General features: G+C 63.8%; 21 protein-coding genes and 1 tRNA gene. 10 read left to right on the plus strand and 12 right to left on the minus strand.

All coding sequences use genetic code 11. The features are described 5' to 3' along the window. Positions 1-21: 21 nt before the first annotated feature. Both ABDB81_RS24845 and ABDB81_RS24850 read right to left on the minus strand, forming a co-directional pair. Positions 22-930, minus strand: a complete 909-nt coding sequence (locus tag ABDB81_RS24845) for a glutamate/aspartate ABC transporter substrate-binding protein (RefSeq protein WP_346813885.1) — start codon at positions 928-930, stop codon at positions 22-24. Positions 931-1,040: 110 nt separating this feature from the next. Continuing rightward, positions 1,041-2,318 carry a D-amino acid dehydrogenase gene (locus ABDB81_RS24850; protein ID WP_346813886.1) on the minus strand — a complete coding sequence of 426 codons (1,278 nt, stop codon included), beginning with the start codon at positions 2,316-2,318 and terminating at the stop codon, positions 1,041-1,043. A gap of 188 nt (positions 2,319-2,506) precedes the next feature. Between ABDB81_RS24850 and ABDB81_RS24855 the strand changes: the two genes are divergently transcribed. Further along, complete coding sequence (locus tag ABDB81_RS24855; protein ID WP_137926661.1) at positions 2,507-3,457, plus strand: LysR family transcriptional regulator; 951 nt, start codon at positions 2,507-2,509, stop codon at positions 3,455-3,457. 91 nt (positions 3,458-3,548) lie between these two features. After that, positions 3,549-4,853, plus strand: coding sequence for a hemolysin family protein (locus tag ABDB81_RS24860; protein ID WP_137926662.1), 1,305 nt, complete (start codon positions 3,549-3,551; stop codon positions 4,851-4,853). Between the two features lie 167 nt (positions 4,854-5,020). On the opposite strand, the gene ABDB81_RS24865 is transcribed toward ABDB81_RS24860, so the two are convergent. The 3 genes from ABDB81_RS24865 to ABDB81_RS24875 all read right to left on the minus strand — a co-directional run bounded on the left by ABDB81_RS24865 (position 5,021) and on the right by ABDB81_RS24875 (position 7,995). After that, positions 5,021-5,110: transfer RNA gene (locus ABDB81_RS24865), tRNA-Ser, on the minus strand. A gap of 85 nt (positions 5,111-5,195) precedes the next feature. After that, the gene (gene serS / locus ABDB81_RS24870) at positions 5,196-6,503 is read right to left on the minus strand and encodes a serine--tRNA ligase (RefSeq protein WP_346813887.1); all 1,308 of its coding nucleotides are present in this window, start codon (positions 6,501-6,503) and stop codon (positions 5,196-5,198) included. Positions 6,504-6,639: 136 nt separating this feature from the next. Beyond that, a complete protein-coding gene (locus ABDB81_RS24875) occupies positions 6,640-7,995 on the minus strand; it encodes a replication-associated recombination protein A (protein WP_137926664.1) in 1,356 nt (451 codons plus the stop codon). Between the two features lie 222 nt (positions 7,996-8,217). On the opposite strand from ABDB81_RS24875, the gene ABDB81_RS24880 reads away from it, so the two are divergent. Together ABDB81_RS24880 and ABDB81_RS24885 are read left to right on the plus strand one after the other, a co-directional pair. Further along, positions 8,218-8,901: a hypothetical protein gene (locus ABDB81_RS24880; RefSeq protein WP_137926665.1), complete on the plus strand. Its 684-nt coding sequence runs from the start codon at positions 8,218-8,220 to the stop codon at positions 8,899-8,901. Positions 8,902-9,076: 175 nt separating this feature from the next. Further along, positions 9,077-9,247 carry a hypothetical protein gene (locus tag ABDB81_RS24885; RefSeq protein ID WP_171020460.1) on the plus strand — a complete coding sequence of 57 codons (171 nt, stop codon included), beginning with the start codon at positions 9,077-9,079 and terminating at the stop codon, positions 9,245-9,247. Between the two features lie 25 nt (positions 9,248-9,272). Here the strand turns inward: ABDB81_RS24885 and ABDB81_RS24890 are convergent, their stop codons facing one another. The 3 genes from ABDB81_RS24890 to ABDB81_RS24900 all read right to left on the minus strand — a co-directional run bounded on the left by ABDB81_RS24890 (position 9,273) and on the right by ABDB81_RS24900 (position 12,821). Continuing rightward, on the minus strand, positions 9,273-9,692 hold the full coding sequence (locus ABDB81_RS24890; RefSeq protein ID WP_137926666.1) for a hypothetical protein: 420 nt from the start codon (positions 9,690-9,692) through the stop codon (positions 9,273-9,275). Positions 9,693-9,732: 40 nt separating this feature from the next. Then, positions 9,733-10,368: an outer membrane lipoprotein chaperone LolA gene (gene lolA, locus ABDB81_RS24895; protein ID WP_160471635.1), complete on the minus strand. Its 636-nt coding sequence runs from the start codon at positions 10,366-10,368 to the stop codon at positions 9,733-9,735. 119 nt (positions 10,369-10,487) lie between these two features. After that, complete coding sequence (locus tag ABDB81_RS24900) at positions 10,488-12,821, minus strand: DNA translocase FtsK (RefSeq protein ID WP_160471633.1); 2,334 nt, start codon at positions 12,819-12,821, stop codon at positions 10,488-10,490. Positions 12,822-13,002: 181 nt separating this feature from the next. On the opposite strand from ABDB81_RS24900, the gene trxB reads away from it, so the two are divergent. From trxB to ABDB81_RS24915, 3 genes are all read left to right on the plus strand, one after another. Then, positions 13,003-13,956, plus strand: a complete 954-nt coding sequence (gene trxB / locus ABDB81_RS24905) for a thioredoxin-disulfide reductase (protein WP_137926669.1) — start codon at positions 13,003-13,005, stop codon at positions 13,954-13,956. 105 nt (positions 13,957-14,061) lie between these two features. Next, the gene (locus ABDB81_RS24910; protein WP_137926670.1) at positions 14,062-14,727 is read left to right on the plus strand and encodes a Smr/MutS family protein; all 666 of its coding nucleotides are present in this window, start codon (positions 14,062-14,064) and stop codon (positions 14,725-14,727) included. A gap of 5 nt (positions 14,728-14,732) precedes the next feature. Continuing rightward, positions 14,733-15,374: a trimeric intracellular cation channel family protein gene (locus ABDB81_RS24915; protein WP_137926671.1), complete on the plus strand. Its 642-nt coding sequence runs from the start codon at positions 14,733-14,735 to the stop codon at positions 15,372-15,374. A 134-nt stretch (positions 15,375-15,508) separates the two neighbouring features. Here the strand turns inward: ABDB81_RS24915 and glnK are convergent, their stop codons facing one another. Together glnK and ABDB81_RS24925 are read right to left on the minus strand one after the other, a co-directional pair. After that, positions 15,509-15,847, minus strand: coding sequence for a P-II family nitrogen regulator (glnK, locus tag ABDB81_RS24920; protein WP_006162803.1), 339 nt, complete (start codon positions 15,845-15,847; stop codon positions 15,509-15,511). 133 nt (positions 15,848-15,980) lie between these two features. Then, a complete protein-coding gene (locus ABDB81_RS24925; RefSeq protein ID WP_346813888.1) occupies positions 15,981-18,050 on the minus strand; it encodes an NAD(+) synthase in 2,070 nt (689 codons plus the stop codon). Positions 18,051-18,228: 178 nt separating this feature from the next. On the opposite strand from ABDB81_RS24925, the gene ABDB81_RS24930 reads away from it, so the two are divergent. Then, on the plus strand, positions 18,229-19,425 hold the full coding sequence (locus ABDB81_RS24930; protein ID WP_137926673.1) for a GNAT family N-acetyltransferase: 1,197 nt from the start codon (positions 18,229-18,231) through the stop codon (positions 19,423-19,425). A 12-nt stretch (positions 19,426-19,437) separates the two neighbouring features. Here the strand turns inward: ABDB81_RS24930 and ABDB81_RS24935 are convergent, their stop codons facing one another. Both ABDB81_RS24935 and ppa read right to left on the minus strand, forming a co-directional pair. After that, on the minus strand, positions 19,438-20,046 hold the full coding sequence (locus ABDB81_RS24935) for a cytochrome b (RefSeq protein ID WP_137926674.1): 609 nt from the start codon (positions 20,044-20,046) through the stop codon (positions 19,438-19,440). Positions 20,047-20,174: 128 nt separating this feature from the next. Next, positions 20,175-20,702 carry an inorganic diphosphatase gene (gene ppa, locus ABDB81_RS24940; protein ID WP_137926675.1) on the minus strand — a complete coding sequence of 176 codons (528 nt, stop codon included), beginning with the start codon at positions 20,700-20,702 and terminating at the stop codon, positions 20,175-20,177. 221 nt (positions 20,703-20,923) lie between these two features. Between ppa and ABDB81_RS24945 the strand changes: the two genes are divergently transcribed. After that, positions 20,924-22,360, plus strand: coding sequence for an aldehyde dehydrogenase family protein (locus tag ABDB81_RS24945; protein ID WP_137926676.1), 1,437 nt, complete (start codon positions 20,924-20,926; stop codon positions 22,358-22,360). Beyond that, positions 22,353-22,589 (plus strand): hypothetical protein, encoded by a 237-nt coding sequence (locus tag ABDB81_RS24950; RefSeq protein ID WP_137926677.1) that lies wholly within the window; start codon positions 22,353-22,355, stop codon positions 22,587-22,589. The genes ABDB81_RS24945 and ABDB81_RS24950 overlap by 8 nt, the downstream gene beginning before the upstream one ends. Positions 22,590-22,676 lie beyond the last annotated feature (87 nt).

Genomic DNA, 22,676 nt, shown 5'->3' on the forward strand with positions numbered 1-22,676 from the left:
ACGACGGGTAGCGCCCGTGTCTTACTGAAACGCCTTGTCGTTCGGCGCGGCAAACAGCTGCTTCATTTCCGGCGACAGCGCGTAGTTCATGTTGATGTTGCGCGGCGGGATCGGTTGCAGGAACCACTTGGTGTACATCTTCTCGGCGCGGCCGCTCTTCTGGATGTCGGCCACCACATCATCCACGAGCTTCTTGAACTGGGCGTCGTCCTTGCGGAACATGCAGGCGTAGTTTTCGGTCTGCAGCGGCGTGCCGGCCACAACCCACTCACCTGCATTCTTGGCCTTGGTACGTTCGCCGTACAGCAGCGGCTCGTCCATCACGAATGCTGCGGCGCGACCCGTTTCCAGGATCAGGAACGCCTGGCCGTGGTCCTTGGCGCTGGTGAGGTTCATGTTGTAGCCCTCGCCGTTCATCTTGACCAGCAGGCGCTCGCCGGTGGTGCCGGCCGTGGTGACCACGTTCTTGCCCTTGAGGTCAGGGAAGTCGCTCACGCCCGAATCCTTCTTCGTCAGCATGCGGATGCCGTAGATGAACAGGCTGTTCGAGAAGGCCACCTGCTTCTGACGCTCGGTATTGTTCGTGGTGCTGCCGCATTCGATGTCGAGCGTACCGTTCTGCATCAGCGGAATGCGGTTCTGCGACGTGATCGGCGTCATCTTGACCTGCAGGTTCGGCATGTTCAGCGTCGACTTGACCTTGTCGACGATAGCCAGCAGGTAGTCATGCGAATAGCCCATGACTTCCTTGCCATCGGAATACGAAAAAGGAATCGACGATTCGCGATAGCCCAGCGAAATCGTGTTGCTGTCCTTGATCTTCTTGAGCGTATCGCCATCGGCGGCATGGGCGCCAGCGGCGGCACCGAGCAGGACGGCCGCAGCCAGCAGGCGGTGGACGGGGAATTGACGGACAGACAGTGACTTCATGATTCGCTCCTTCAAGGGGCTTGGTTTAATGGCACGACGAGGCAATCTCACTACCACTCACGACTTCTTCACATTCTCAGTACAACCCGTGTTGCGCCCACCCGCTCCTGCTAGGCGGCCGCTGCACTGAAATCTTCCACATCGATGGCCGGGCGGCGCCCTGCCAACTGATCCGCCAGCAGACCCGCGCTGCCCATGGCCAGCGTGAAACCCAATGCGCCGTGACCGAGGTTCAGCCACAGCCCGCGTAACCGAGATTCGCCAACCATCGGCAAACCCGTTGGCGTGGCAGGCCGCAATCCGGCCCATGGCTGCAGGCCGTCGAGGTCCGCGCCGTTCGCCACATTGCCGAACACCGCGCGCGTCTGCGACACCAGCGTCTGCGCGCGCTCGCGATCGATTACTGCACCGCCGCGCACGATATCGGCCATCCCTGCCACGCGCAGCGTGTTGCCGATGCGCGCATAGACGATCTTGTTGGCGAAGTCCGTCACGCTGATATGCGGAGCCTGCACGCCATCGGCGATCGGCACCGTGATGCTGTAACCCTTCAGCGGCCACAGCATCGGCCGGACACCCGCCGGACGCAGCAATGGCACGCTGCCGATGCCGCCCGACACGATGACGGCATCCGCTGCAATCTCGCCCTGATCGGTGCGCAGGCCCGTTACCCGGTCACCCTGACGCATCAATTCGGTCACCCGCGTGCCGAAGCGCAGCGTCACGGCAGGATTGCCTTGCAACAGATGGGCCAGCGATACGCAAAAACGATGACAATCGCCCACTTCCTCGCTCGGCGTGTAGATCGCACCGGCGATATCTTCCTGAATACCGGCCAACGCCGGCTCCAGCGCCACCGTGGCCGTACGATCCAGCGCCTGCTGTTCGCATCCCAGGCTGGCTTGGTAATCGAGCAGCCGGCAAGCCGACTCGTAGGCGGCGGTATCGCGATGCACCACAAGCTTGCCGCGCCGCGCAAAATCGAAACCGCCACCCTCCTCGCGGGCATCGGGCCGTTCCACGAACGCCTGCATCAGATCCCGCGAATAGAACGCCAGGCGCAGCAGCTTGCGCGTCGTGGCCTCGCTGGTCGATGCATTGCAAGCCCGTACAAACGCCATCAGCCAGCGCCATTGATCCGGGTCCATCGACGGACGGAAACGCATCGGCGAATCGCGGTCCAGCAGCCACCCCGGCACCTTCGACAGCACGCCAGGGCCGGCAAGCGGCGCCACGTAGCTGTAGCTGAGCTGGCCACCGTTGGCGAAGCTGGTTTCCTCGCCCGGCCCGGTGTGCCGTTCCACCACCGTCACCTCATGCCCGTCATTGGCCAGTCGCCATGCCGTGGTCATGCCCACCACACCTGCGCCCACGATTGCGATTCGCACTCTGCACCTGCTTTCCATCAAAACGATGGGCCAGAGCGTAGAACACACGCGGCCGCTTGCCCAATGCCAATACGTGCCAGAATATGTCCTCAAGCTATAGGTGCGCACCACGGGTCTACCCTGTAGTGCAAAGCACCATTGCGCCTTCCGCCTACGCACCATGGCGGTCACCACTTGGCACCACAACGATGCGCCTGCGCCAGATCGAAGTCTTCCGCGCGGTGATGCTGACAGGCACCGTCAGCGAAGCCGCCCGCCTGCTCCATGTCTCCCAACCCGTCGTCACGCGCGTGCTACAGCACGCCGAGGCGTCGCTGGGCTTTCGTCTGTTCGATCGGCAACGCGGCAGGCTCCAGCCGACTCCCGAAGCCGTGGCGTTGTATGGCGATGTCGAAAGGCTATATGGCGAGATCGAGCGCGTACGGCGCGTTTCCGAAAGCCTGCGGCACAAGGGCGCGGGACGCCTGCGCGTGGCCGCGACGCCTAGCCTGGCCAATCCGCTGCTAGTCCCCGCCGTGCGACGCTTCTGCGCGCGACACCCCGAAACGCAGGTACAGGTGCTGACGCACCATACGAACGAGATCGTCGCGGCGCTGCTCGCCAACCAGATCGATGTGGGATTCGCGTTTTCCCCACCGCTGCACGAAGCGATTACGAGCCAACCCGTCGCCACCGGACGCATGCTGCTGGCCGTGCCGCGCGAGCAGCCGTTGCCTGCGGGCCGGCGCGGCGTGGTGCCGATCCGCAAGGTCATGGAGCGACCGTTCATCGGCTATGACGACGACAGTTCGCTCGGCCTGCTAGTCCGACAGACATTGGCACGCCATGCGCTGGAACCACACTCCACGCTGGAAGTACAAACCTATTCGCTCGCGCTGGCGCTGGTCGATGCCGGACTCGGCCTGACATTGCTCGACCAGTACACCGCGCTGAGCGCCAACCCAGATCACGTGACGCTGCACGATGTGCAGCCCGAACTAGGCTTCGAGATCCAGATGCTGCGCGCGAGCCATCGCGGCGCGTCGAGCCTCGTCGACGATATGCACGCGCAGTTCACGGCTGCGGCTGGGGCGCTCGCCGCCACGCTCGACGATCGGCTGGCAGCATCGTTGGTCCACTTTGATCCGCCGGGACGCTGACGATCGATTCGATTTGACGAGTGAGCAGACAATTGACAGCCCCGGCGTGGGGCACCATCATCGACATGCCCCTACCGGCGCGTGAAACCTTATGTTCGTCCTGACCCTGATCCTTCTTGTGCTGGCGAGCGCGTTCTTCTCGATCTCCGAGATCGCCCTGACCGCGGCCCGGCGCACCAAACTCCAAGTCCTCTCCGAACGCGGCGATCGCCGTGCCACCAAGGTGTTGCTGCTCAAGGAAGAGCCCGGCAACTTCTTCACGATCGTGCAGATCGGCGTGAACAGCGTGGCGATCCTGGCCGGTATCCTCGGCGAAAAGCACGTCTCGGACCTGCTCTACGAACTCCTGCTGAGCTATATGGATGCCGGGGTCGCGCAACGCGTGGCCAATATCGGCTCGTTCCTGGTGGTGACGCTGCTCTTCATCCAGTTCGCCGACCTGATTCCGAAACGCATCGCGATGACATTCCCCGAAGCCTGCGCGGTGCAGGTCATCGGCCCGATGCTGATGCTGCTGCGGATCTTCAAGCCCGTAGTGTGGGTCTTCAATGCCGCTGCCGACGCCATGCTGCGCCTGCTCGGCATTCCCACCAAGCCCGTGGACCAGATCACCACGGAAGACATCGCCGCAATGGTCGATGCCGGTGCCGAGGCCGGCGTGCTGCACAAGCATGAACTGCACCTGATCGAGAACGTATTCGAACTGGACTCGAAGCCGATCACCGCAATCATGACGCCGCGTGACGACGTGGTCTTCCTGACGCTCGACGAATCCGCCGACAGCATCCGCCGCAAGCTGGTCAAGCAACCGCACGGCCAGTATCCGGTCTGCGGCAAGAGCATCGACGACGTGCTCGGTTTCATGGACTCCAAGGCCATCCTGCAACTGCTGCTGGCCAACGAAAGCGCCGCCGTGCTCGACGATATCGGCAAGCACTACGACAAGAACGTGCTCGTGATTCCAGACACACTGACGCTATCCGAATCGCTGACGCGCTTCCGCGAGATGCACGAGAACTTCGCGATCGTGATGAACGAATATGGACTGGTGGTGGGAATCGTCACGCTGGACGACAGCGTCGGCGCGCTGATGGGCGACATCCTTTACACGAACGAAGACGAACAGATCGTGCGCCGCGACGACTCGTCATGGCTCGTGGATGGCCTCACGCCGCTGGTGGACCTGAAGAAGGCGCTGGAACTGGAAACGCTGCCCGGCGACGACTATGTCGACACCGCAGCAGGCCTGGTCATCTACGCGCTGAAACGCATCCCGAAGAAATCGGAATCGATCACCGTGGCCGGCTACCGCTTCGAAGTGCTCGACATCGACCATCACAAGATCGACCAGTTGCTGGTGTCGAGGTTGCCGGTGGTGGCAAAGGCGTCCGAGTAACCCTTGTTTTTTGCTCCCCTCTCCCGCAAGGCGGGAGAGGGGAGCAAAACCACAGTAAAAATCAATCGCCCAAAAACAAAACCGACGCGTGCTTGCACAGGCGTCGGTTTGAGATTTACTACTTTTGTTGCTTGCCGGTGGTCGAATACGTCGGCAGCTTCTTGTTTTGGCGGAGAGGGTGGGATTCGAACCCACGGTACCGTCGCCGGTACGCCTGATTTCGAGTCAGGTACATTCGACCACTCTGCCACCTCTCCGGTAACTGGGTCGTTGCGTTTCAGCAGCGAAGCCAAGATTATAGGGACATTGCTACGAATTGCGCAAGCCCCTTCCTGCAATTTTTTAGGCTTCCGGTTCCAGTCGCTCGGTGCCACCCATGTAGGGTTGCAGCGCCTTCGGCACAGTCAGCGAACCATCGGCGTTCTGGTAGTTTTCGAGAATCGCCACGAGCGTGCGGCCCACGGCCAGGCCCGAGCCGTTCAGCGTATGCACGAGTTCCGGCTTGCCTTGCGCGGCGCGCGAGCGGGCCTGCATGCGGCGCGCCTGGAAGTCGCCCATGTTCGAGCACGAGCTGATTTCGCGGTACGTGTTCTGCGCGGGAATCCACACTTCGATATCGTAGGTCTTGGTACTGCCGAAACCCATGTCGCCCGTGCACAGCACCACGGTGCGGAACGGCAGGTCCAGCTTCTTGAGGATGGCTTCGGCGTGGCCGGTCATCTGTTCCAGCGCGTCCATCGACTGGTCTGCCGACACGACCTGAACCATCTCGACCTTGTCGAACTGGTGCTGGCGGATCATGCCGCGCGTATCCTTGCCATACGAGCCAGCTTCGGAGCGGAAGCACGGGGTATGCGCCACGAAACGCAGCGGCAGTTTCTCGGCCGCGACGATGGCATCGCGGACCATATTGGTCAGCGGCACTTCGGCGGTCGGGATCAGATAGAAATTCTCGATCGTGTCCTGACCGTCCTCGCCACCCACCTTGCGCGGCACCTTGAACAGATCGTCTTCGAACTTCGGCAGTTGGCCCGTGCCGCGCATCGACGCAGCATTGACGATGTAGGGCACGTACATCTCGGTGTAGCCGTGCTCCAGCGTATGCGTATCGACCATCAGCTGCACCAGCGCGCGGTGCATGCGGGCGATACCGCCACGCAGGAAGGTGAAGCGCGAACCGGTCACCTTCGAAGCGGTCTCGAAATCCAGGCCCAGTTGCGCGCCGACATCGACGTGGTCCTTCACCTCGAAATCGAACGTGCGCGGCGTGCCGACGCGGCGCACTTCCACGTTCTGGGTCTCGTCCTTGCCCACGGGGACGCTGGCGTCCGGCAGGTTCGGAATCGACATCATGGCGTCGTTGAGCTGGCCCTGGATCTGGCCCAGACGCTCGGCCGAAGACTTCAGCGTGTCGGCAATGCCAGCCACTTCGGCCATCGGGGCCGAGGCGTCTTCGCCTTTGCCCTTGAGCATGCCGATCTGCTTGGACAGCGCGTTACGGCGCGCCTGCAGGTCTTCGGTCTGGGTCTGCAGTTGCTTGCGTTCGGCCTCCAGGGCCTGGAACGTTGCAATGTCGAGTTGGAATCCGCGCGTGGCAAGGCGTTGGGCCACGGCGTCGATGTCTTTGCGGAACAGCTGGATGTCGAGCATGTTGCGGGTCGGTGTGCAGTACCGGCGACATGCCGGCGGAACGCGACATTTTACTGCACCCACATGGCCGCACGCGCCGAATCTGCCGGGTTTTCGTCCCGTTGTTCTCGGGCGAGCGCCATATGGCGCCGCACCCTCAGTCTTTGTCGCCGCTTTCCGAGGGGTTCCTTGCGCCCTTCTGCTCCCGATGCCAGGCCGCATCGAGATCGCGCAGGTGCCGCAATTTGTCGCCGATCTTGCCCTCCAGCCCGCGCGGGGTGGGCTGATACCAGTCCTGGCGCCGCAGGTCGTCAGGCAGGTAGTGCTCGCCGGCGGCATAGGCTTCGGGCTCGTCATGCGCATAGCGATACGCGTGACCGTAGCCGAGTTCCTTCATCAGCTTGGTCGGCGCATTGCGCAGATGCACGGGCACCGGTCGCGATTTATCCTTGGCGACGAATGCGCGTACCGCGTTATAGGCGTTGTAGCCCGCGTTGGACTTCGGCGCCACGGCCAGATAGATCAGCGCCTGGCCCAGCGCCAGTTCGCCCTCGGGCGAGCCCAGTCGCTCGTAGGTTTCCGCTGCATCAAGCGTGATGCGGGCCGCGCGCGGATCGGCCAGTCCGATGTCTTCCCACGCCATCCGCACAATGCGGCGCGCCAGATAGCGTGGATCTGCGCCGCCGTCGATCATCCGGCAGAACCAGTACAGCGCGCCATCGGGATCGGAGCCGCGCACGGACTTGTGCAGCGCGCTGATCTGGTCGTAGAACGCGTCGCCGCCCTTGTCGAAGCGCCGCAGGTTCTCGGCCAGCGCACTGCCCAGCAGCGCCGTATCCACCAACTGCGCACCGGCATTGCGCGCGGCGCGCACCACGATCTCGATGTTGTTGAGCAGCTTGCGGCCATCGCCATCGGCCGATCCGACGATCAGCGTCATGGCCTCGTCGTCCCAGGCCACGCCACCGAGTTCTTCGCTCGCACGCAGCACCAATTGGCGCAACTCGGTTTCATCAAGGCTCTTGAGCACGTACACCGCCGCACGCGACAGCAATGCGCCGTTGACCTCGAACGACGGGTTCTCGGTGGTGGCGCCGATGAACACGAACAGCCCGCTTTCCACATGAGGCAGGAAAGCATCCTGCTGGCTCTTGTTGAAGCGGTGCACCTCATCGACGAACACCAGTGTGCGCCGGCCGTGCGCGCGGTATTGCTCGGCGCGCTCCACGGCTTCGCGGATATCTTTCACGCCCGACAGCACCGCCGACAACGCGATGAACTCGGCATCGAACGCATTGGCCATCAGCCGCGCCAGCGTGGTCTTGCCTACGCCGGGCGGCCCCCACAGGATCATCGAATGCGGCTCGCCCGATTCAAAGGCCACGCGCAGTGGCTTGCCGGCGCCCAGCAGGTGCTGCTGGCCGATGACTTCGTCGATATTGCGCGGGCGCAGACGCTCCGCGAGCGGTTGCCGGGAACGTTCAGGGGGGTCGGAGAACAGCGAATCCGCCACGATGCGAAAGCCTTTCAGTAGATGCGGCCGCCGAAGCGGCGCGGAACGCCACAGTGTAGACCATCCCGTGCCGCGCACTTTTTCCTGAAGCCCGCCTAAAGGTTTGCTTGCAATGTGCCGATAGCACCCAATGGCCCGCGTTTCACGCCACACGGGCAGACTCGGCGCCGGCACGACCGGCGGCTCACCGCAGGACATTGTTTTCGAACTTCGAGGATTTGTATGCTGCGCTACCGCATGCTGATGTTCAAGCTGAACCGGCTGGCTAACAAGAACAAGCTCAACGCCGTGGATGAGGTGTCGCTGGCCGGCCAGTTCACGGAATTGATCGAATCGCAGGAAGACGCCGACCGGGTCATCGAGGACCTGTTCGAGCACGAGAATCCGCATGTGCGCCGCATTGGCCTGTCCGCCATCCGCCGCACCCGCCGCCACGGTGGACGCCTGCTCCCGGCAGCGCTGCTTAAACGCATGGCCGATGTGGAAGGCTGGATTCGACACGACGCCATCTGGATCGTGCAGGAAGCCACCATGGATGGCGCCGAACTGCGCGCCGCCCTGCGTCGCGTGGCGGGCAATGTGAAACTGCCGCAGGACGCGGTGCGCGCCAAGCAGAACCCCGCCGACGGCCACCTCAACGCCGCCGTGCGCGCGAGGCAGTATCTCGATGTACTGATCGCAAAATCAGCCGCCGCTCACAATGAAGCGCTGGCGGCAGGAGGCGGACTGGCGGGTGCCACTGACGGCAAACCCTACGCGCAGGACTCCGTAGGCCACATCCGGGCCGTGCATCGCCAGCTTCAGAAAAAGACGGCGGGGCGCAAGCTCAAGAGCAGCACCAAACTCACGTTCCGCAAGATCGAGCCGCGATACTCCGAGAACGACAACCGGCGCTTCCTGACCTGATGCAACCTGCCGCATGGCGGGCGGCGCACCGATGCTGCGCCGCCGCATGAGCGGGATGGCAAGGCGATCTGAATTCTTTCGAATGCGGAAACCGGCGCGCCACCCCGCCTTGTCATCCTTTACCATGGCAGGCAGCCGGCATTTGGCGCCGGCATGACAGGAGGACATCACTGCCATGGCCATCACCACCCGCGTACGCAAGAAGAAGCAGTATCGGAAAGCGGTGCTGAAACTGCGCGCCGCCATCAAGCGCGGCGACGAGGAAGCGATCCGTATCCGCCGCGAGAAACTGCAGGCACTGCCGAAACCGCGCCAGCGCTACGCGCGCGAATCACTGGCGGGGTAGATCCCCTCCGCATCACCAGCAGCAATCAGCCGCGCGCCCGTTCGGTCAGTGTCTTCACTGCATCGGCCGGCAGCGGGCCGTGGCAGCTGCGCTCTCCCCCCGTCTGACCCACGATCAGCCAGACTTTGTCCGGCGTTCCCTTCGGGTGAAACACCCAGGCCGGTCCGCGCGCCAGGCTGGCGGCGGGCAGGTCTTCCAATGCTCCCCTGTCGGGAGATTGCAGCAGCGCGGCGCATTCCGTCGGTGCAATGCGCGTGGCCTGGAGGAAGTCGCTATTGGCGAGCACTTCGGGCAGCGCGGTATCCGAGCCGCGCAGGAAGGCGTCCACGTCGAACCGGCTGGCATGGCTGGTTGCGCAGCCGGCCAGCACCAGTGCGGCGGCCACGGCACTGCCGGATGCCACGAACGTGCGGCAGGAATACAGGAAAGCGGGGGCGTCTTTCATCGATGGTGTCCTTGGCGCGGCGTTGATTCGCCAGATGCGCTTATTGCTTCATCACGTCGGCGCCCTTCGGCACCGTGAAGCGGAACGCGTCCGCAGGCAGCGGTGGATTCTTCTGGATGCCCGTGAACGTCAGCATCGTCGTGTTGCCGAACGCATCGCGCAATTCCATCGCCTCCAGATTACCGCCCTTGAAGCCAATGGCGATCCGCTCGAACTGCGTGTCCTTCGCCTTCGGCGTCAGGTCAAGCCACTCCACGCCGTCACGCGTGGCGCCATTCTTCACGTCGAAGTTCTTGCCCAGATCGTTGCTGCCGAACAGGATGGCCGCCGGGCTCGATCCCAGCGCGCCATCGAGCTTGCGCTCGGTGACCTGATTCAGGTCTTTGTCGTAGATGTACAGCGTCTGGCCATCGGCCTGCAGAAGTTGATCATAGGGCTTGGTATAGCGCCACGTGAACTTGCCAGGCCGCGCAAAGGCGAACGTGCCGCTGGAGGTACCAGCCACCTTGGTGTCGGCGCCCTGCCCCTTGATCTGCTTTTGCGTGAATTCGCCGCGTGCGGACTTCACCGTGGTCACGAAGGTCTGCAACTGGTCGGTAGCAGCGGCCTGGGCGGCAGGCACAGCCGCCAGCAACGCCAGCGACGCGCACAGCGGCGCGAGGATGCGAGTTCGCATGAATCCAATCCTTTATGAGTCGCGAATGACGGTTAGAGCCTAATGCGGAACGGCAATTCCGCGACAGGCTGTGACCGGCGTAACGGTATATTACCCGTCACATGGCAGAGGGGAGGCGCTCAGTCGTCGCTGGCGGCCCCGGCGCCAGCCGGCACCAGGATGTCGCGATTGCCGTTGCCCGACATGGCCGAGACCAGGCCGGCCTTCTCCATGTCTTCCAGCAGACGCGCCGCACGGTTGTAGCCGATGCGCAGATGACGCTGCACGAGCGAGATCGAAGCGCGGCGGTTCTTGACCACCACTTCCACGGCCTGGTCGTAGAGCGGGTCGGCCTCGCCGCCGCTGCTGCCGATACCGGCGCCGCCACCGAGGCTGTCGCCAGCCCCATCGCCGTCGACCAGCCCGCCTTCGAGAATGCCCTCGATGTAGTTGGCCTCGCCACCTTCCTTGAGCTTCTCGACCACGCGGTGGACTTCATCGTCCGAGACAAACGCGCCGTGCACCCGCACCGGCATGCCCGTGCCCGGCGCCAGATAAAGCATGTCACCCATGCCCAGCAGCGCTTCGGCGCCCTGCTGGTCCAGGATCGTGCGCGAATCGATCTTGCTGCTGACCTGGAACGCGATGCGGGTCGGCACGTTGGCCTTGATCAGACCGGTGATCACATCCACGGACGGACGCTGCGTGGCCAGCACGAGGTGCAACCCTGCGGCACGCGCCTTCTGGGCAATCCGCGCAATCAGTTCTTCGACCTTCTTGCCCACCACCATCATCAGGTCGGCCAGTTCGTCGATGACGATGACGATGGTCGGCAGCTTGTCGAGCGGCTCCGGTGCGTCCGGCGTCAGGCTGAACGGGTTCGGAATCTTCTCTTCCTTGGCCGCAGCCTCGTCGATCTTCTTGTTGTAGCCGGCCAGGTTGCGCACGCCGAGCTTGCTCATGAGCTTGTAGCGGCGCTCCATCTCGCCCACGGCCCAGTTCAGCGCATTGCCGGCCTGGCGCATGTCGGTCACCACCGGGCACAGCAGATGCGGAATTCCTTCGTAGACGCTCATTTCGAGCATCTTGGGGTCGATCAGGATCAGGCGGACCTGATCCGCGCGCGCCTTGTAGAGCAGCGACAGGATCATCGCGTTGATGCCCACCGACTTGCCCGAACCCGTGGTGCCGGCCACCATGCAGTGCGGCATCTTGGCGAGGTCGGCCACCATCGGCTTGCCGGCGATATCCTTGCCGAGCGCCATGGTCAGGCTCGACACGCTCTCGTTGTAGACCTGCGAACCGAGGATTTCCGAAAGCCGCACAGTCTGGCGCTTCGGATTCGGCAGTTCCAGACCCATGTAGTTCTTGCCGGGAATCGTCTCAACCACGCGGATCGACACCAGCGACAGGCTCCGCGCCAGATCGCGCGCCAGGTTCACCACCTGACTGCCCTTCACGCCCGTGGCCGGCTCGATTTCGTAGCGCGTGATGACCGGACCCGGATAGGCGGCCACGACCTTGACCTCGACGCCAAAGTCCTTGAGCTTCTTCTCGATCAGCCGTGACGTGTATTCCAGCGTCTCGGCGCTGACGGTTTCCTGCTGCGTAGGAATCGGATCGAGCAGCGACAGCGGCGGCAGGTCCGTATCCTGGATATCGGCGAACAGCGGCTGCTGCTTCTCGCGCTCCACACGTTCGTGCTTGGGCACGGCCTGCGGACGCACGATCTGCACCGGTGCGGCTTCTTCCTGCTTCACGCGTTGCACTTCCACCGTCTCGGTACGTTCCACCTTGGCGGCGGCACCGATGATGCGGTCCTGCTTGTTTTCACGACGCGCCTTGAAGCCGGCGAAGCCCGTTTCGACGAACGCGCCGACCTGCTCTGCCACGGCGATCCATGAGAAATGGAAGAACAGCGACAGGCCGATCGCAAACATCAGCAACAGCAGCAGCGTGGCGCCGGAGAAGCCCAGCGCGAGTTGCAGCCAGCCGCCGAGCAGGTCGCCCAGTACGCCGCCCGGCGCGCGCGGCAAGGCCGAGCGCAGCGGATACATGCGGATGGCTTCCAGGCCCATGCTGGAAACGAGTGTCAGTGCAAAGCCGATCCAGCTCACGGCGGTGCTGTGCTGCTGCGGTTCGGGCAGGCGCTCGGGCAGTTCGGCGGTCAGCACACGCCAGCCGCGCCAGCAGCGGCGCATCAGCAGCACGCTCCACCAGTAAGCCGAGAAACCGAAAATGAAGAACAGCACATCGGCCACCCAGGCGCCCACACGGCCGCCGAGGTTGTGGATATCCGCCACCTGGCTGGCATGCGACCAGCCGGGATCGGCCTTGCTGTAGCTCGCCAGAACGCAGACGAAGCCAAGGGTCACGGCGAGCAGCAGGAACCAGCGTACCTCGCCCAGCAGCTTGCCGATTCGCGAGGGAAGTGCCGACGGGTCGGTTCGGGTAGTCGTGGTTGCGCGCGCCATGCCTCAGGTTTCAGTCGATCGCTCGGAGTGGAGGATGGCGGCCATTTTACCCTTGGCCGGCACTATCGCACTCATTGGAATTTGCAACAGTCGGCAAACGCCGTGCCACTTATAATGGCGGTTTCCGATGACACCGGTGCGACCATCGCACCGGCTCATCTGCTGCCTACAGGAACGCATCATGTCCGCAAAACACGCAAAAGTGCTGATTCTCGGGTCCGGCCCGGCTGGTTATACCGCCGCCGTCTACGCGGCCCGCGCCAACCTGAACCCGGTGCTGATCACCGGCCTGGCCCAGGGCGGCCAGCTGATGACCACGACCGACGTGGAAAACTGGCCCGCCGATGCTAACGGCGTCCAGGGACCGGACTTGATGCAGCGTTTCCTGGCGCACGCCGAGCGCTTCAACACCGAAATCATTTTCGATCACATCCACACGGCCAAGCTGACCGAGAAGCCCATCCGCCTGATTGGCGATTCCGGCGAGTACACCTGCGATGCGCTGATCATCGCCACGGGCGCCTCGGCACAGTATCTGGGCCTGCCGTCCGAAGAAAGTTTCATGGGCCGCGGCGTGTCGGCCTGCGCCACCTGCGATGGCTTCTTCTACAAGAACCAGGAAGTGGCCGTGATCGGCGGCGGCAATACCGCTGTCGAGGAAGCGCTCTACCTGTCGCACATCGCCAGCAAGGTGACCGTGATCCACCGCCGCGACAAGTTCCGTGCCGAGCCGATCCTGGTGGACCGCCTGCTGCAACGCGTGAAGGAAGGCCGCGTGGAACTGCGCTACGACCACACGCTGGACGAAGTGCTGGGCGACAACTCGGGCGTGACCGGCCTGCGCATCCGCAGCACCAAGGACACGACGAAGACGGAAGACCTGAAGCTCGCCGGCCTGTTCGTGGCGATCGGCCACAAGCCGAACACCGATCTCTTCGTGGACCAGCTCGAGATGAAAAACGGCTACATCGTGACCAAGAGCGGCCTGTCGGGCGACGCTACCGCTACGAACATCCCGGGCGTGTTTGCCGCCGGCGACGTGCAGGATCATGTGTATCGCCAGGCCATCACCAGCGCGGGCACGGGCTGCATGGCCGCGCTCGACGCGCAGCGTTACGTTGAAGCGCTGAAGTAAATTTGTCCGACCCCGGACGCCGGGGACAGGAAAACGGGGACGTCCGCCTAGCCGCGGCCGTCCCCGTTTTCCTTATAATCGACGCGCGTATCTGGAGATTTTCCCATGCCACAAGGCGCCAAGACTCCCCCGAAGCGGTTCGGCCTGAACGATCTGGCCGCCCTGCGAGACAACCTGAAGGTGGAAGCCGAACGGCGCGAAGCCGAGCGGCTGGCCGCCGAGGCCGCCGCACAGCGCGCTGCCGAAGAAGCCAACGTCTTCCGCGCCAACGTCGGCCAGGTCAGCACGCTGCGCGACCGCAACCATGTGCCGACGCCCCGCAAAGCCCCCGCCCCCATTCCGGTCCAAAGCCAGCTCAACGACAAGGCCGTGCTCGAAGCATCGCTGTCCGACGAGTTCGATGTCGAGAACCTGCTCGATATCGACGAGACCATGTCGTTTCGCCGTCCCGGCATTGGCGAAGACGTGATCAAGAAGCTGCGACGCGGCGAGTGGGTGCCGCAGGACAAAGTGGACCTGCATGGCCTGCGCAGCGACGAGGCGCGCGAGGCACTGGCCAACTTTCTGCGCCGCTCGGTGCGTAACGGCGTGCGCTGCGTGCGCGTGATCCACGGCAAGGGCATCGGCTCGCCCGACAAGCTGCCCGTGCTCAAGGGCAAGGTGCGCAGCTGGCTCGTGCAGAAAGAGGAAGTGATCGCCTTCGTCCAGGCGCGCGAGTCCCAGGGTGGCGCCGGCGCATTGATGGTACTGCTGCGCCAACCCAAACCCTGACGCCCATGCACCTGCCGTTCGATCTGCTGATGGGGCGGCTGCCGCTGATCCTGCATGTGATGGAGGTCATCGGTGTGCTCGCGTTTGCCGTGTCTGGCGTGGTCGATGCACGCAGGCAGCGGATGGATGCCGTGGGCACCTTTATCGTCGCCTTTGCCACGGCGTTCGGCGGCGGCACCCTGCGCGACGTGCTGCTGGATCGGCGCCCGTTCTACTGGGTCGAGCATGAATACTACGTGCTGCTGATCTTTGCGATGTCGATCGGCGCGGCCATCGTGTTCCGCGTGGTCAGCAGCGTGGCGTCCGACCGCACGATGCTGGTAGCCGATGCCATCGGCCTGGGACTGTTCTCGGTCACGGGCACTTCCCTGGCGCTGGTGGCCCAGATGACGCCGACGGTGGCCGTCATGATGGGCATCATTTCGGCCGTGTTCGGCGGCGTAGTGCGCGACGTACTCTGCAACGAAGTACCGATGATCCTGCGTGACCGCTCGCCTTACGCGACCTGCTCGTTCTTTGGCTGCTGGGTGTACGTGGGCCTGACGTGGCTGCGCACCGGGCAGGAAGTGGCGCTGCTGGCGGGGGCACTGGTGACGGTGAGCATGCGGCTGCTGTCGGTGCAGTTCAAGTGGAAGTTGCCGAGTTGAAATCGGCGTACCACTGTTTTTCTCCCCTCTCCCGCACAGCGGGAGAGGGGAATCCAACAATAGGTAGATTCAAAAAACGCCAACAAAAAAGCCGGCATTCGCCGGCTTTTTCTCAACTCAAACCCAACAACCGCTCAAACAGCTGCTTCATCCTGTTCGCCCGTGCGAATCCGGATCACGCGTTCGATTTCGGTCACGAAGATCTTGCCGTCGCCGATCTTGCCGGTGTGGGCGGCCTTGACGATGGCGTCGAGCACGGTGTCCAACTGGTTCTCGGCCACGACCACTTCGATCTTGATCTTCGGGAGGAAGTCCACCACGTATTCGGCGCCGCGATACAGTTCAGTATGACCCTTCTGGCGGCCGAAGCCCTTCACCTCGGTCACCGTCAGGCCCGTCACACCCACATCTGCCAGCGCTTCGCGCACTTCGTCGAGCTTGAACGGTTTGATGATGGCGGTAATCTGCTTCATGGCTGGCCTCTGTGTCTCTGATGTCGGAAGATGTCAGATTCTAGCCCGAAACACCACATGCGGATTGCGGGCACCCCCACATTGTCCGCAATCCTTATGCCAGACGGGGACTCGATGAGCCCCCTCAAACGGGTCAATCGGCTTGATCGGGAATCCGCGCCAGATCACGCATCCACACCGCCGACTCCCCATCGCTGGGCGCACGCCAGTCGCCACGTGGCGACAGCGAGCCGCCCGAACCAACCTTCGGTGCATTCGGCACACACGAGCGCTTGAACTGGCTGGTGCGGAAGAACCGATCGACGAAGATGCCGAGGATGCGCTTGATTTCCGGGAGTTGATAGCTGTTGCGGGCCACATGCGGGCCATTGGGCCACGCGCCGCGCTCCACGTCGCTCCATGCATGAAGCGCAAGAAAGGCCACTTTCGACGGCGAATAACCGTAGCGCAGCGTGTAGTAAAGGTTGAAATCCTGCAGCTCGTACGGCCCGATGATCTGCTCGGTCTTCTGCTCGGGCGCCTTGTCCAGACCGCCCGCTGCCGCACCGCTCGGCACCAGTTCGGGGCTGATGTCCGTGTCGAGCACCGCCATCAGCACCTCCTTGCCGCTGTCGATGACCTGACCAGTATCGGCCACCCAGCGCACCAGGTGGCTGATCAGCGTCTTGGGCACGCTCGCGTTGACGTTGTAGTGCGACATGTGATCGCCCACGCCGTACGTGCACCAGCCCAGCGCCAGTTCGCTGAGGTCGCCCGTGCCGATCACGATGGCGCCGTTGTGGTTGGCCAGCCGGAACAGGTGGTTGGTGCGCTCGCCAGCCTGCACGTTCTCGAAGGTCACGTCGAACACCGGCTCGCCGCGTGCATAGGGGTGATCCAGATCCTTGAGCATCGCCATGCAGCTCGGCCGGATATCGATTTCGCGCGCGGTGCAGCCCACCACTTCCATCAACTCGCGCGCCTGCTTCAGCGTGCGGTCGCTCGTGGCAAAGCCCGGCATCGTATAGGCCAGGATGTTCGCGCGCGGCAGGCCGAGGCGATCCATCGCCCGGGCGCAGACCAGCAACGCGTGCGTGGAATCGAGTCCGCCCGATACGCCAATCACCACCTTGGCAATCTTGCTCGAAGACAGCCGCTGCACCAGCGCCTGCACCTGGATGTTGTAGACCTCCATGCAGCGCTCGTCGCGGCGGCGCGGGTCGGCCGGCACGTACGGGAACCGCTCGACGCGACGCTCCAGCGGTAGCGTCCCCGCCGGCAGGTCCACGCGGAACGCGACCACGTCGAACTGTTCCACTTCCTCGCGATGCCGGCGCACCGACTGGCCGAACGAGGTCTGGTGCATGCGCTCGCGCGAGAGCCGCTCCAGGTCCACATCGGCGAACAGCAGATGCGAACTGTCGGCAAAGCGCTCGGATTCGCCTAGCAGTTCGCCGTTCTCGCAAATCAGTGCCTGACCGTCCCAGGCCAGGTCGGTGGTGGATTCGCCCTTGCCGGCCGAGGTGTACAGGTAGGCGGCCATGCAGCGCGCCGACTGCTGCGACACCAATTGATGCCGATAGCCCGACTTTCCCACCACGATGTTCGATGCCGACAGGTTCACCAGCACCGTGGCGCCGGCCAGCGCCGCAAACGACGACGGAGGGATTGGCACCCAGACGTCCTCGCAGATTTCCACGTGGAAACGGAAGAACGGAATGTTCTCGATCTCGAACAACAGGTTGGCGCCGAACGGGACCTCGGCGCCAAGCAGCGAGAGGGTGTCGATGGCCGCGCAGTCGGCCGGGCTGAACTGGCGGGCTTCGTAGAATTCCCAGTAGTTCGGCAGGTAGGATTTGGGCACCACGCCTTGCACCGCGCCGTTGTTGACCACCACCGCGCAGTTGAACAACTGGTGCTCCACCAGCACAGGCATGCCGACGATGATCGCGGCGCGGATGCCGGTGGATGCCTCGACGATGGCCTGCAGCGCCAGTTCGCACTCGCGCAGCAGTGCGCGCTGGTGGAACAGATCGTCGCAGGTGTAAGCCGGCAGCCCGAGTTCGGGGAACGCCACCAGCACGGCGCCGCCGTCCGCCGCCTGGCGGGCCAGCGCAATGGTCTGCTCGGCATTGAACGCCGGATCGGCCACACGGCACTCGGGCACGCCAACGGCCACGCGCGCAAAGCCGTGGGAATAGAGGTTATAGAACGGGTGCGTCATGTCAGGGCCCAGGGGGAGGCGCGATGGAAGCAATGGAGGCATTCTACGACGCCAAGCCCATAGACGGCGTCGGCGTCACGCTGACTACGCCTGCAGCACACAGGCGATTCCGGTAGACTCGGCCAGCCCTGCCGTCGTCCCCTTGTCTGCTCCCGCCTGCCCTCATGACCGCGCCCCGATGACCGAACCGCGCCCCGAATACCGCACGGAAATCGTGTCGGACCTTGCCGAGATCGATGCCGCCGACTGGGATGCCCTGCTCGCCACGCAACCCGAACCCACGCCGTTCCTGCGCCACGCCTTCCTGCATGCATTGCATGGCAGCGGCAGCGCTGACGATGACACTGGCTGGTCGCCGCGCTTCCTGACGATCTGGGTGACGGATGGCAAGGCGCCAGGCAAAGACCGGCTGGCGGCTGCGATGCCGCTGTATGCCAAGTCGCACTCTTATGGCGAGTACGTATTCGACTGGGCCTGGGCCGACGCCTATCGCCAGCATGGCATTCCCTACTACCCCAAGCTGCTGTCGGCCATTCCGTTCACGCCGGTGCGCGGCGCCCGCCTGCTGGCCGAGGACGATCTCGCGCGGCGCATTCTTCTGCGTTTTGCGCTGACGCTGGCCGAAGAGAGCCAGCTGTCGTCGCTCCACATCCTGTTTCCGTCCGACCATGAAGCCGATCTCATGGACGAGGCCGGCCTGATGATGCGCCACGGCGTGCAGTTCCACTGGACCAATCCGGGATACGAAAGCTTCGACGCGTTCCTGGCCACGCTGTCGCAGAAGAAGCGCAAGAACATCCGCGCCGAGCGGCGCCGTGTGGCCGACGCCGGCATCACGTTCCGCCAGTTGCGCGGCGTGCAGATCGACGATGACGCGTGGAAATTCTTCAACCGATGTTATCGGCAGACGTACCGCGAGCATCATTCCACGCCTTACCTGAACCTGGATTTCTTCCGGAAGATCGGCGAGGCGATGCCGGAAAACCTGCTGCTAGTCATCGCCCAGCGCGACGGCCACGACATTGCCAGCTCCCTGGTGGTCTACGACGCCGACCCGGCAGTGAGTACGCTGTATGGCCGCTATTGGGGCGCGCTGGAACATCACGCGTGCTTGCACTTCGAGACCGCGTACTACCAGCCGCTGGAGTTCTGTATTGCCGAGGGGATTCGTACCTTCGAGGGTGGCGCGCAGGGCGAGCACAAGATGGCGCGGGGCTTTCTGCCCGTGGCCACGCGCTCGGCGCACTGGCTGGCGCATCCGTCGTTCGCCGATGCGGTGGAGCGCTTTCTGGAACGCGAGCGCCAGGGGATGGATGCCTACCTCGACGAACTCAACGAACGCAACCCGTTCGCGCGGCAGGCCGAGGCAGACTGAACTGAAACTCGACTACCGGCGACGCGACATGCGCCGCATCGTGTTGTCGCCCAGCATGTAGTGTCGGAACAGCGCGGCCATGGCATGCAGGCCGATGATCAGGTAGAACGCATTGCCAATCAGTTCGTGCGCATCGCCTGCCGCATCGTTGAGCGCTTCGCTCGGTGCCACGATGGCAGGTATTTCGATGCCCAGGATCGGCACAACCAGCATGCGCCCTGCCGCATTCATCATCACGATGCCGATCAATGGCTGCGCGATCAGGAACAGGTATAACGCGCCGTGCATCAGGCTGGCGAGCCGATGGCCCCAGCGCGGCCCGGGTTCCGGCGCGGGCGCGCCATTGAACAGGCGCCACAGCAGCCGGGGCACCGCCAGGACCAGCACCAGTGCACCGGACCACTTATGCGATTCCATCAGGACCATGCGCGCGAGCGTGCCCTTGTCGGCAAAGTCGCGCAGTTCGATCGTCGCGTACGCGACCGCGATCAGCAGGAACATCAGCCAGTGGAAGGCGATGGCCATGGCGTCATAGCGCTCGAAGCTCGGGAAGGGGACATCCGCGGGTGAGGAGGGCCGGACAATGACTGACTGGTCGGAAGGGGGTTGGGAGTACGACATCGTTCGTGGACGGCTTATGTGGGGAGCGGCAAGCCTAACGCCGACGCTTGGGTCCCCGCGTTGTCGCGGATCAGGACGGCCAATAAAAAACCCCGCCGCAGCGGGGTTCGCATCGCACAAGATGCCGCTTACTTCTTGAAGTTCGCCACGCCGTCGGTGATTTCCTTGTGGGCTTCCTCGATACCCGCCCAGCCTTCCACCTTGACCCACTTGCCTGCTTCGAGTGCCTTGTAGTTCTCAAAGAAGTGCTTGATCTGGTCGAGCAGGTTTTGCGGCACATCCGACAGGCCCTTCATAAAGGCGGTAGCCGGCGAGAGCTTGTCCACAGGCACGGCCACGAGCTTGGCGTCCACGCCCGACTCGTCGGTCATCTTCAGCATGCCCAGGGCGCGGCAGCGCACGACAGCGCCGGCCAGGATCGGGAACGGGCTCAGCACCAGCACGTCCACGGGGTCGCCGTCACCGGACAGGGTCTGGGGAATGAAGCCGTAGTTGGCCGGATAGCGCATGCCGGTGCCGATGAAACGGTCCACGAACAGCAGCCCGGTTTCCTTGTCGGCCTCGTACTTCACGGGATCGCTCTGTGCGGAGATCTCGATGATGACGTTGAAATCGTTGGGCAGGTCCTTGCCCGGGGAAACGAGGTTGAAGCTCATGCGAGTTCTCCGAATACCTGTGAAATGGGATGGGCGGCATTATAGCGGGTCAGCCCTGACCAGATGCTGACAACGCAGGCGCGGCCGGGCGCGGCGGCCGGTTTGGCGCCCCGGCCGGGTCCATGTGGCGAACCCTGCCTTGCATCAAGGTCGCGGTGCGCGATAATGCGGCATTCCCGAATTTCAGCATGTGCTCCATAACCGGAGCCGTGGAGACCTGCATGCACGCCCAGCATTTCGTCGCCAATCGCCTGATCGCCCCCGATTCTGGCCTGCGCATCAAGGTGTTCGATCCCTCCAGCGGCCAGCCCTTTGCCGAGATCGCCCGGGGCAACGCCACCGATATCAGCGTGGCCGTCCACGCCGCCCGCCAGGCCGCCGAAGGCGCCTGGGGCACGATGAACCCGGCCGACCGCGTCCGCCTGCTGAACCGCCTGGCCGTCAAGCTGATGGAGCACGAGGACGAACTGGCCGCGCTGGAAGCCCGCGACACGGGCAAGCCGCTGCGCCAGGCTCGCGCCGACGCCCGCGCCGTGGCCCGCTATTTCGAGTTCTACGCGGGTGCAGCCGACAAGCTGCACGGCCAGACCATCCCCTACCAGGCTGGCTACACCGTTCTGACCGTGCGCGAGGCGCACGGCGTGACCGGCCACATCATTCCCTGGAACTATCCGCTGCAGATCTTCGGACGCAGCGTCGGCGCGGCGCTGGCCACCGGCAACGCCTGCGTGGTCAAGCCTGCCGAGGATGCCTGCCTGTCGATCCTGCGCGTGGCCGAACTGGCCGCCGAAGTTGGCCTGCCCGAAGGCGCGCTGAACATCGTCACCGGCTACGGCCACGAGGCTGGCGCTGCATTGGCCCGCCATCCTGGCATCAATCACATTTCGTTCACCGGATCGCCGCAGACCGGCAAGCTGGTCTCGCAACTGGCTTCCGAGAACCACGTGCCCGTGACACTCGAACTAGGCGGAAAATCGCCGCAAGTAGTCTTTGCGGATGCCGACCTCGACGCCCTGCTGCCCGTGGTGGTCAACGGCATCGTGCAGAATGCCGGCCAGACCTGTTCGGCCGGCAGCCGCCTGCTGGTGGAGCGCCCGGTCTACGAGGCACTGCTGGACCGCCTGTCGGGCGTGTTCGAATCTCTGCGCGTGGGCCCGTCTGAACTCGATCTGGAATGCGGCCCGCTGATCAGCCGCAAGCAGCAGCAACGCGTGTGGGATTTCGTATCCGATGCGCAGCACGCCGGCATTTCGGTCATGGCGCAGGGCCAGATCGTGGGCGAGGCGCCGGAGTCCGGTTACTACCAGGTGCCGATGTTGTTCCGCGACGTGCCACCCACGCATCGGCTGGCGCAGGAAGAAGTCTTCGGCCCGCTGCTGGCAGCCATGCCGTTCGACACCGAGGACGAAGCCGTCCGCATGGCTAATGGCACCGCCTACGGGCTGGTGGCGGGCGTCTGGACGCGCGACGGTGCGCGGCAGATGCGCCTGGCGCGCAAGCTGCGCGCAGGGCAAGTCTTCATCAACAACTATGGCGCCGGCGGCGGCGTCGAGCTGCCGTTCGGCGGCACAGGCCATTCAGGCTACGGCCGTGAAAAGGGCTTTGAAGCCCTGTACGGATTCACCACTTTGAAAACTATCGCCATTCAGCATGGGTAACATCAATTTCCTCTCGGTCGCCTTCGCCATCTTCTTTTTCTGGATGGCATGGCATGTCCGGGCCAAGCGCGCGACGAATCCGTCGGGCATGCCCCGCCTCCAGATCTTCAAGCGCAAATGGGGCGAGACCGTGGGCGACCGCGTCCACTGGTGCCTCTACGTGGCACTGCCGTTTCTGCTGGCGATCATGATGGTCGGCAACGCCTTGCGTAACAAGGGACCGTTCTAACCCATCGTTCTTTTTTGTTTTTGCGTTTATCAACGTTGTTCCGCCCGCAGTGCGGCACCAGGCAATAGACGACAGACCGCGCCGGGC

It is taken from the genome of Cupriavidus sp. DL-D2, assembly GCF_039710735.1.
Lineage (GTDB): Bacteria > Pseudomonadota > Gammaproteobacteria > Burkholderiales > Burkholderiaceae > Cupriavidus.

What these genes read in the sequence shown, in the direction of transcription:
- ABDB81_RS24925 (WP_346813888.1), bottom strand. Translation starts at nt 18,050, where the DNA reads ATGACGCACCCGTTCTATAACCTCTATTCCCACGGCTTTGCGCGCGTG.
- ABDB81_RS24900 (WP_160471633.1), bottom strand. Translation starts at nt 12,821, where the DNA reads ATGGCGCGCGCAACCACGACTACCCGAACCGACCCGTCGGCACTTCCC.
- serS (WP_346813887.1), bottom strand. Translation starts at nt 6,503, where the DNA reads ATGCTCGACATCCAGCTGTTCCGCAAAGACATCGACGCCGTGGCCCAA.
- ABDB81_RS24910 (WP_137926670.1), top strand. Translation starts at nt 14,062, where the DNA reads ATGCCACAAGGCGCCAAGACTCCCCCGAAGCGGTTCGGCCTGAACGAT.
- ABDB81_RS24860 (WP_137926662.1), top strand. Translation starts at nt 3,549, where the DNA reads ATGTTCGTCCTGACCCTGATCCTTCTTGTGCTGGCGAGCGCGTTCTTC.
- ABDB81_RS24930 (WP_137926673.1), top strand. Translation starts at nt 18,229, where the DNA reads ATGACCGAACCGCGCCCCGAATACCGCACGGAAATCGTGTCGGACCTT.
- ABDB81_RS24890 (WP_137926666.1), bottom strand. Translation starts at nt 9,692, where the DNA reads ATGAAAGACGCCCCCGCTTTCCTGTATTCCTGCCGCACGTTCGTGGCA.
- trxB (WP_137926669.1), top strand. Translation starts at nt 13,003, where the DNA reads ATGTCCGCAAAACACGCAAAAGTGCTGATTCTCGGGTCCGGCCCGGCT.
- ABDB81_RS24950 (WP_137926677.1), top strand. Translation starts at nt 22,353, where the DNA reads ATGGGTAACATCAATTTCCTCTCGGTCGCCTTCGCCATCTTCTTTTTC.
- ABDB81_RS24915 (WP_137926671.1), top strand. Translation starts at nt 14,733, where the DNA reads ATGCACCTGCCGTTCGATCTGCTGATGGGGCGGCTGCCGCTGATCCTG.
- ABDB81_RS24845 (WP_346813885.1), bottom strand. Translation starts at nt 930, where the DNA reads ATGAAGTCACTGTCTGTCCGTCAATTCCCCGTCCACCGCCTGCTGGCT.
- ABDB81_RS24945 (WP_137926676.1), top strand. Translation starts at nt 20,924, where the DNA reads ATGCACGCCCAGCATTTCGTCGCCAATCGCCTGATCGCCCCCGATTCT.
- lolA (WP_160471635.1), bottom strand. Translation starts at nt 10,368, where the DNA reads ATGCGAACTCGCATCCTCGCGCCGCTGTGCGCGTCGCTGGCGTTGCTG.
- ppa (WP_137926675.1), bottom strand. Translation starts at nt 20,702, where the DNA reads ATGAGCTTCAACCTCGTTTCCCCGGGCAAGGACCTGCCCAACGATTTC.
- ABDB81_RS24885 (WP_171020460.1), top strand. Translation starts at nt 9,077, where the DNA reads ATGGCCATCACCACCCGCGTACGCAAGAAGAAGCAGTATCGGAAAGCG.
- ABDB81_RS24935 (WP_137926674.1), bottom strand. Translation starts at nt 20,046, where the DNA reads ATGTCGTACTCCCAACCCCCTTCCGACCAGTCAGTCATTGTCCGGCCC.
- ABDB81_RS24880 (WP_137926665.1), top strand. Translation starts at nt 8,218, where the DNA reads ATGCTGCGCTACCGCATGCTGATGTTCAAGCTGAACCGGCTGGCTAAC.
- glnK (WP_006162803.1), bottom strand. Translation starts at nt 15,847, where the DNA reads ATGAAGCAGATTACCGCCATCATCAAACCGTTCAAGCTCGACGAAGTG.
- ABDB81_RS24855 (WP_137926661.1), top strand. Translation starts at nt 2,507, where the DNA reads ATGCGCCTGCGCCAGATCGAAGTCTTCCGCGCGGTGATGCTGACAGGC.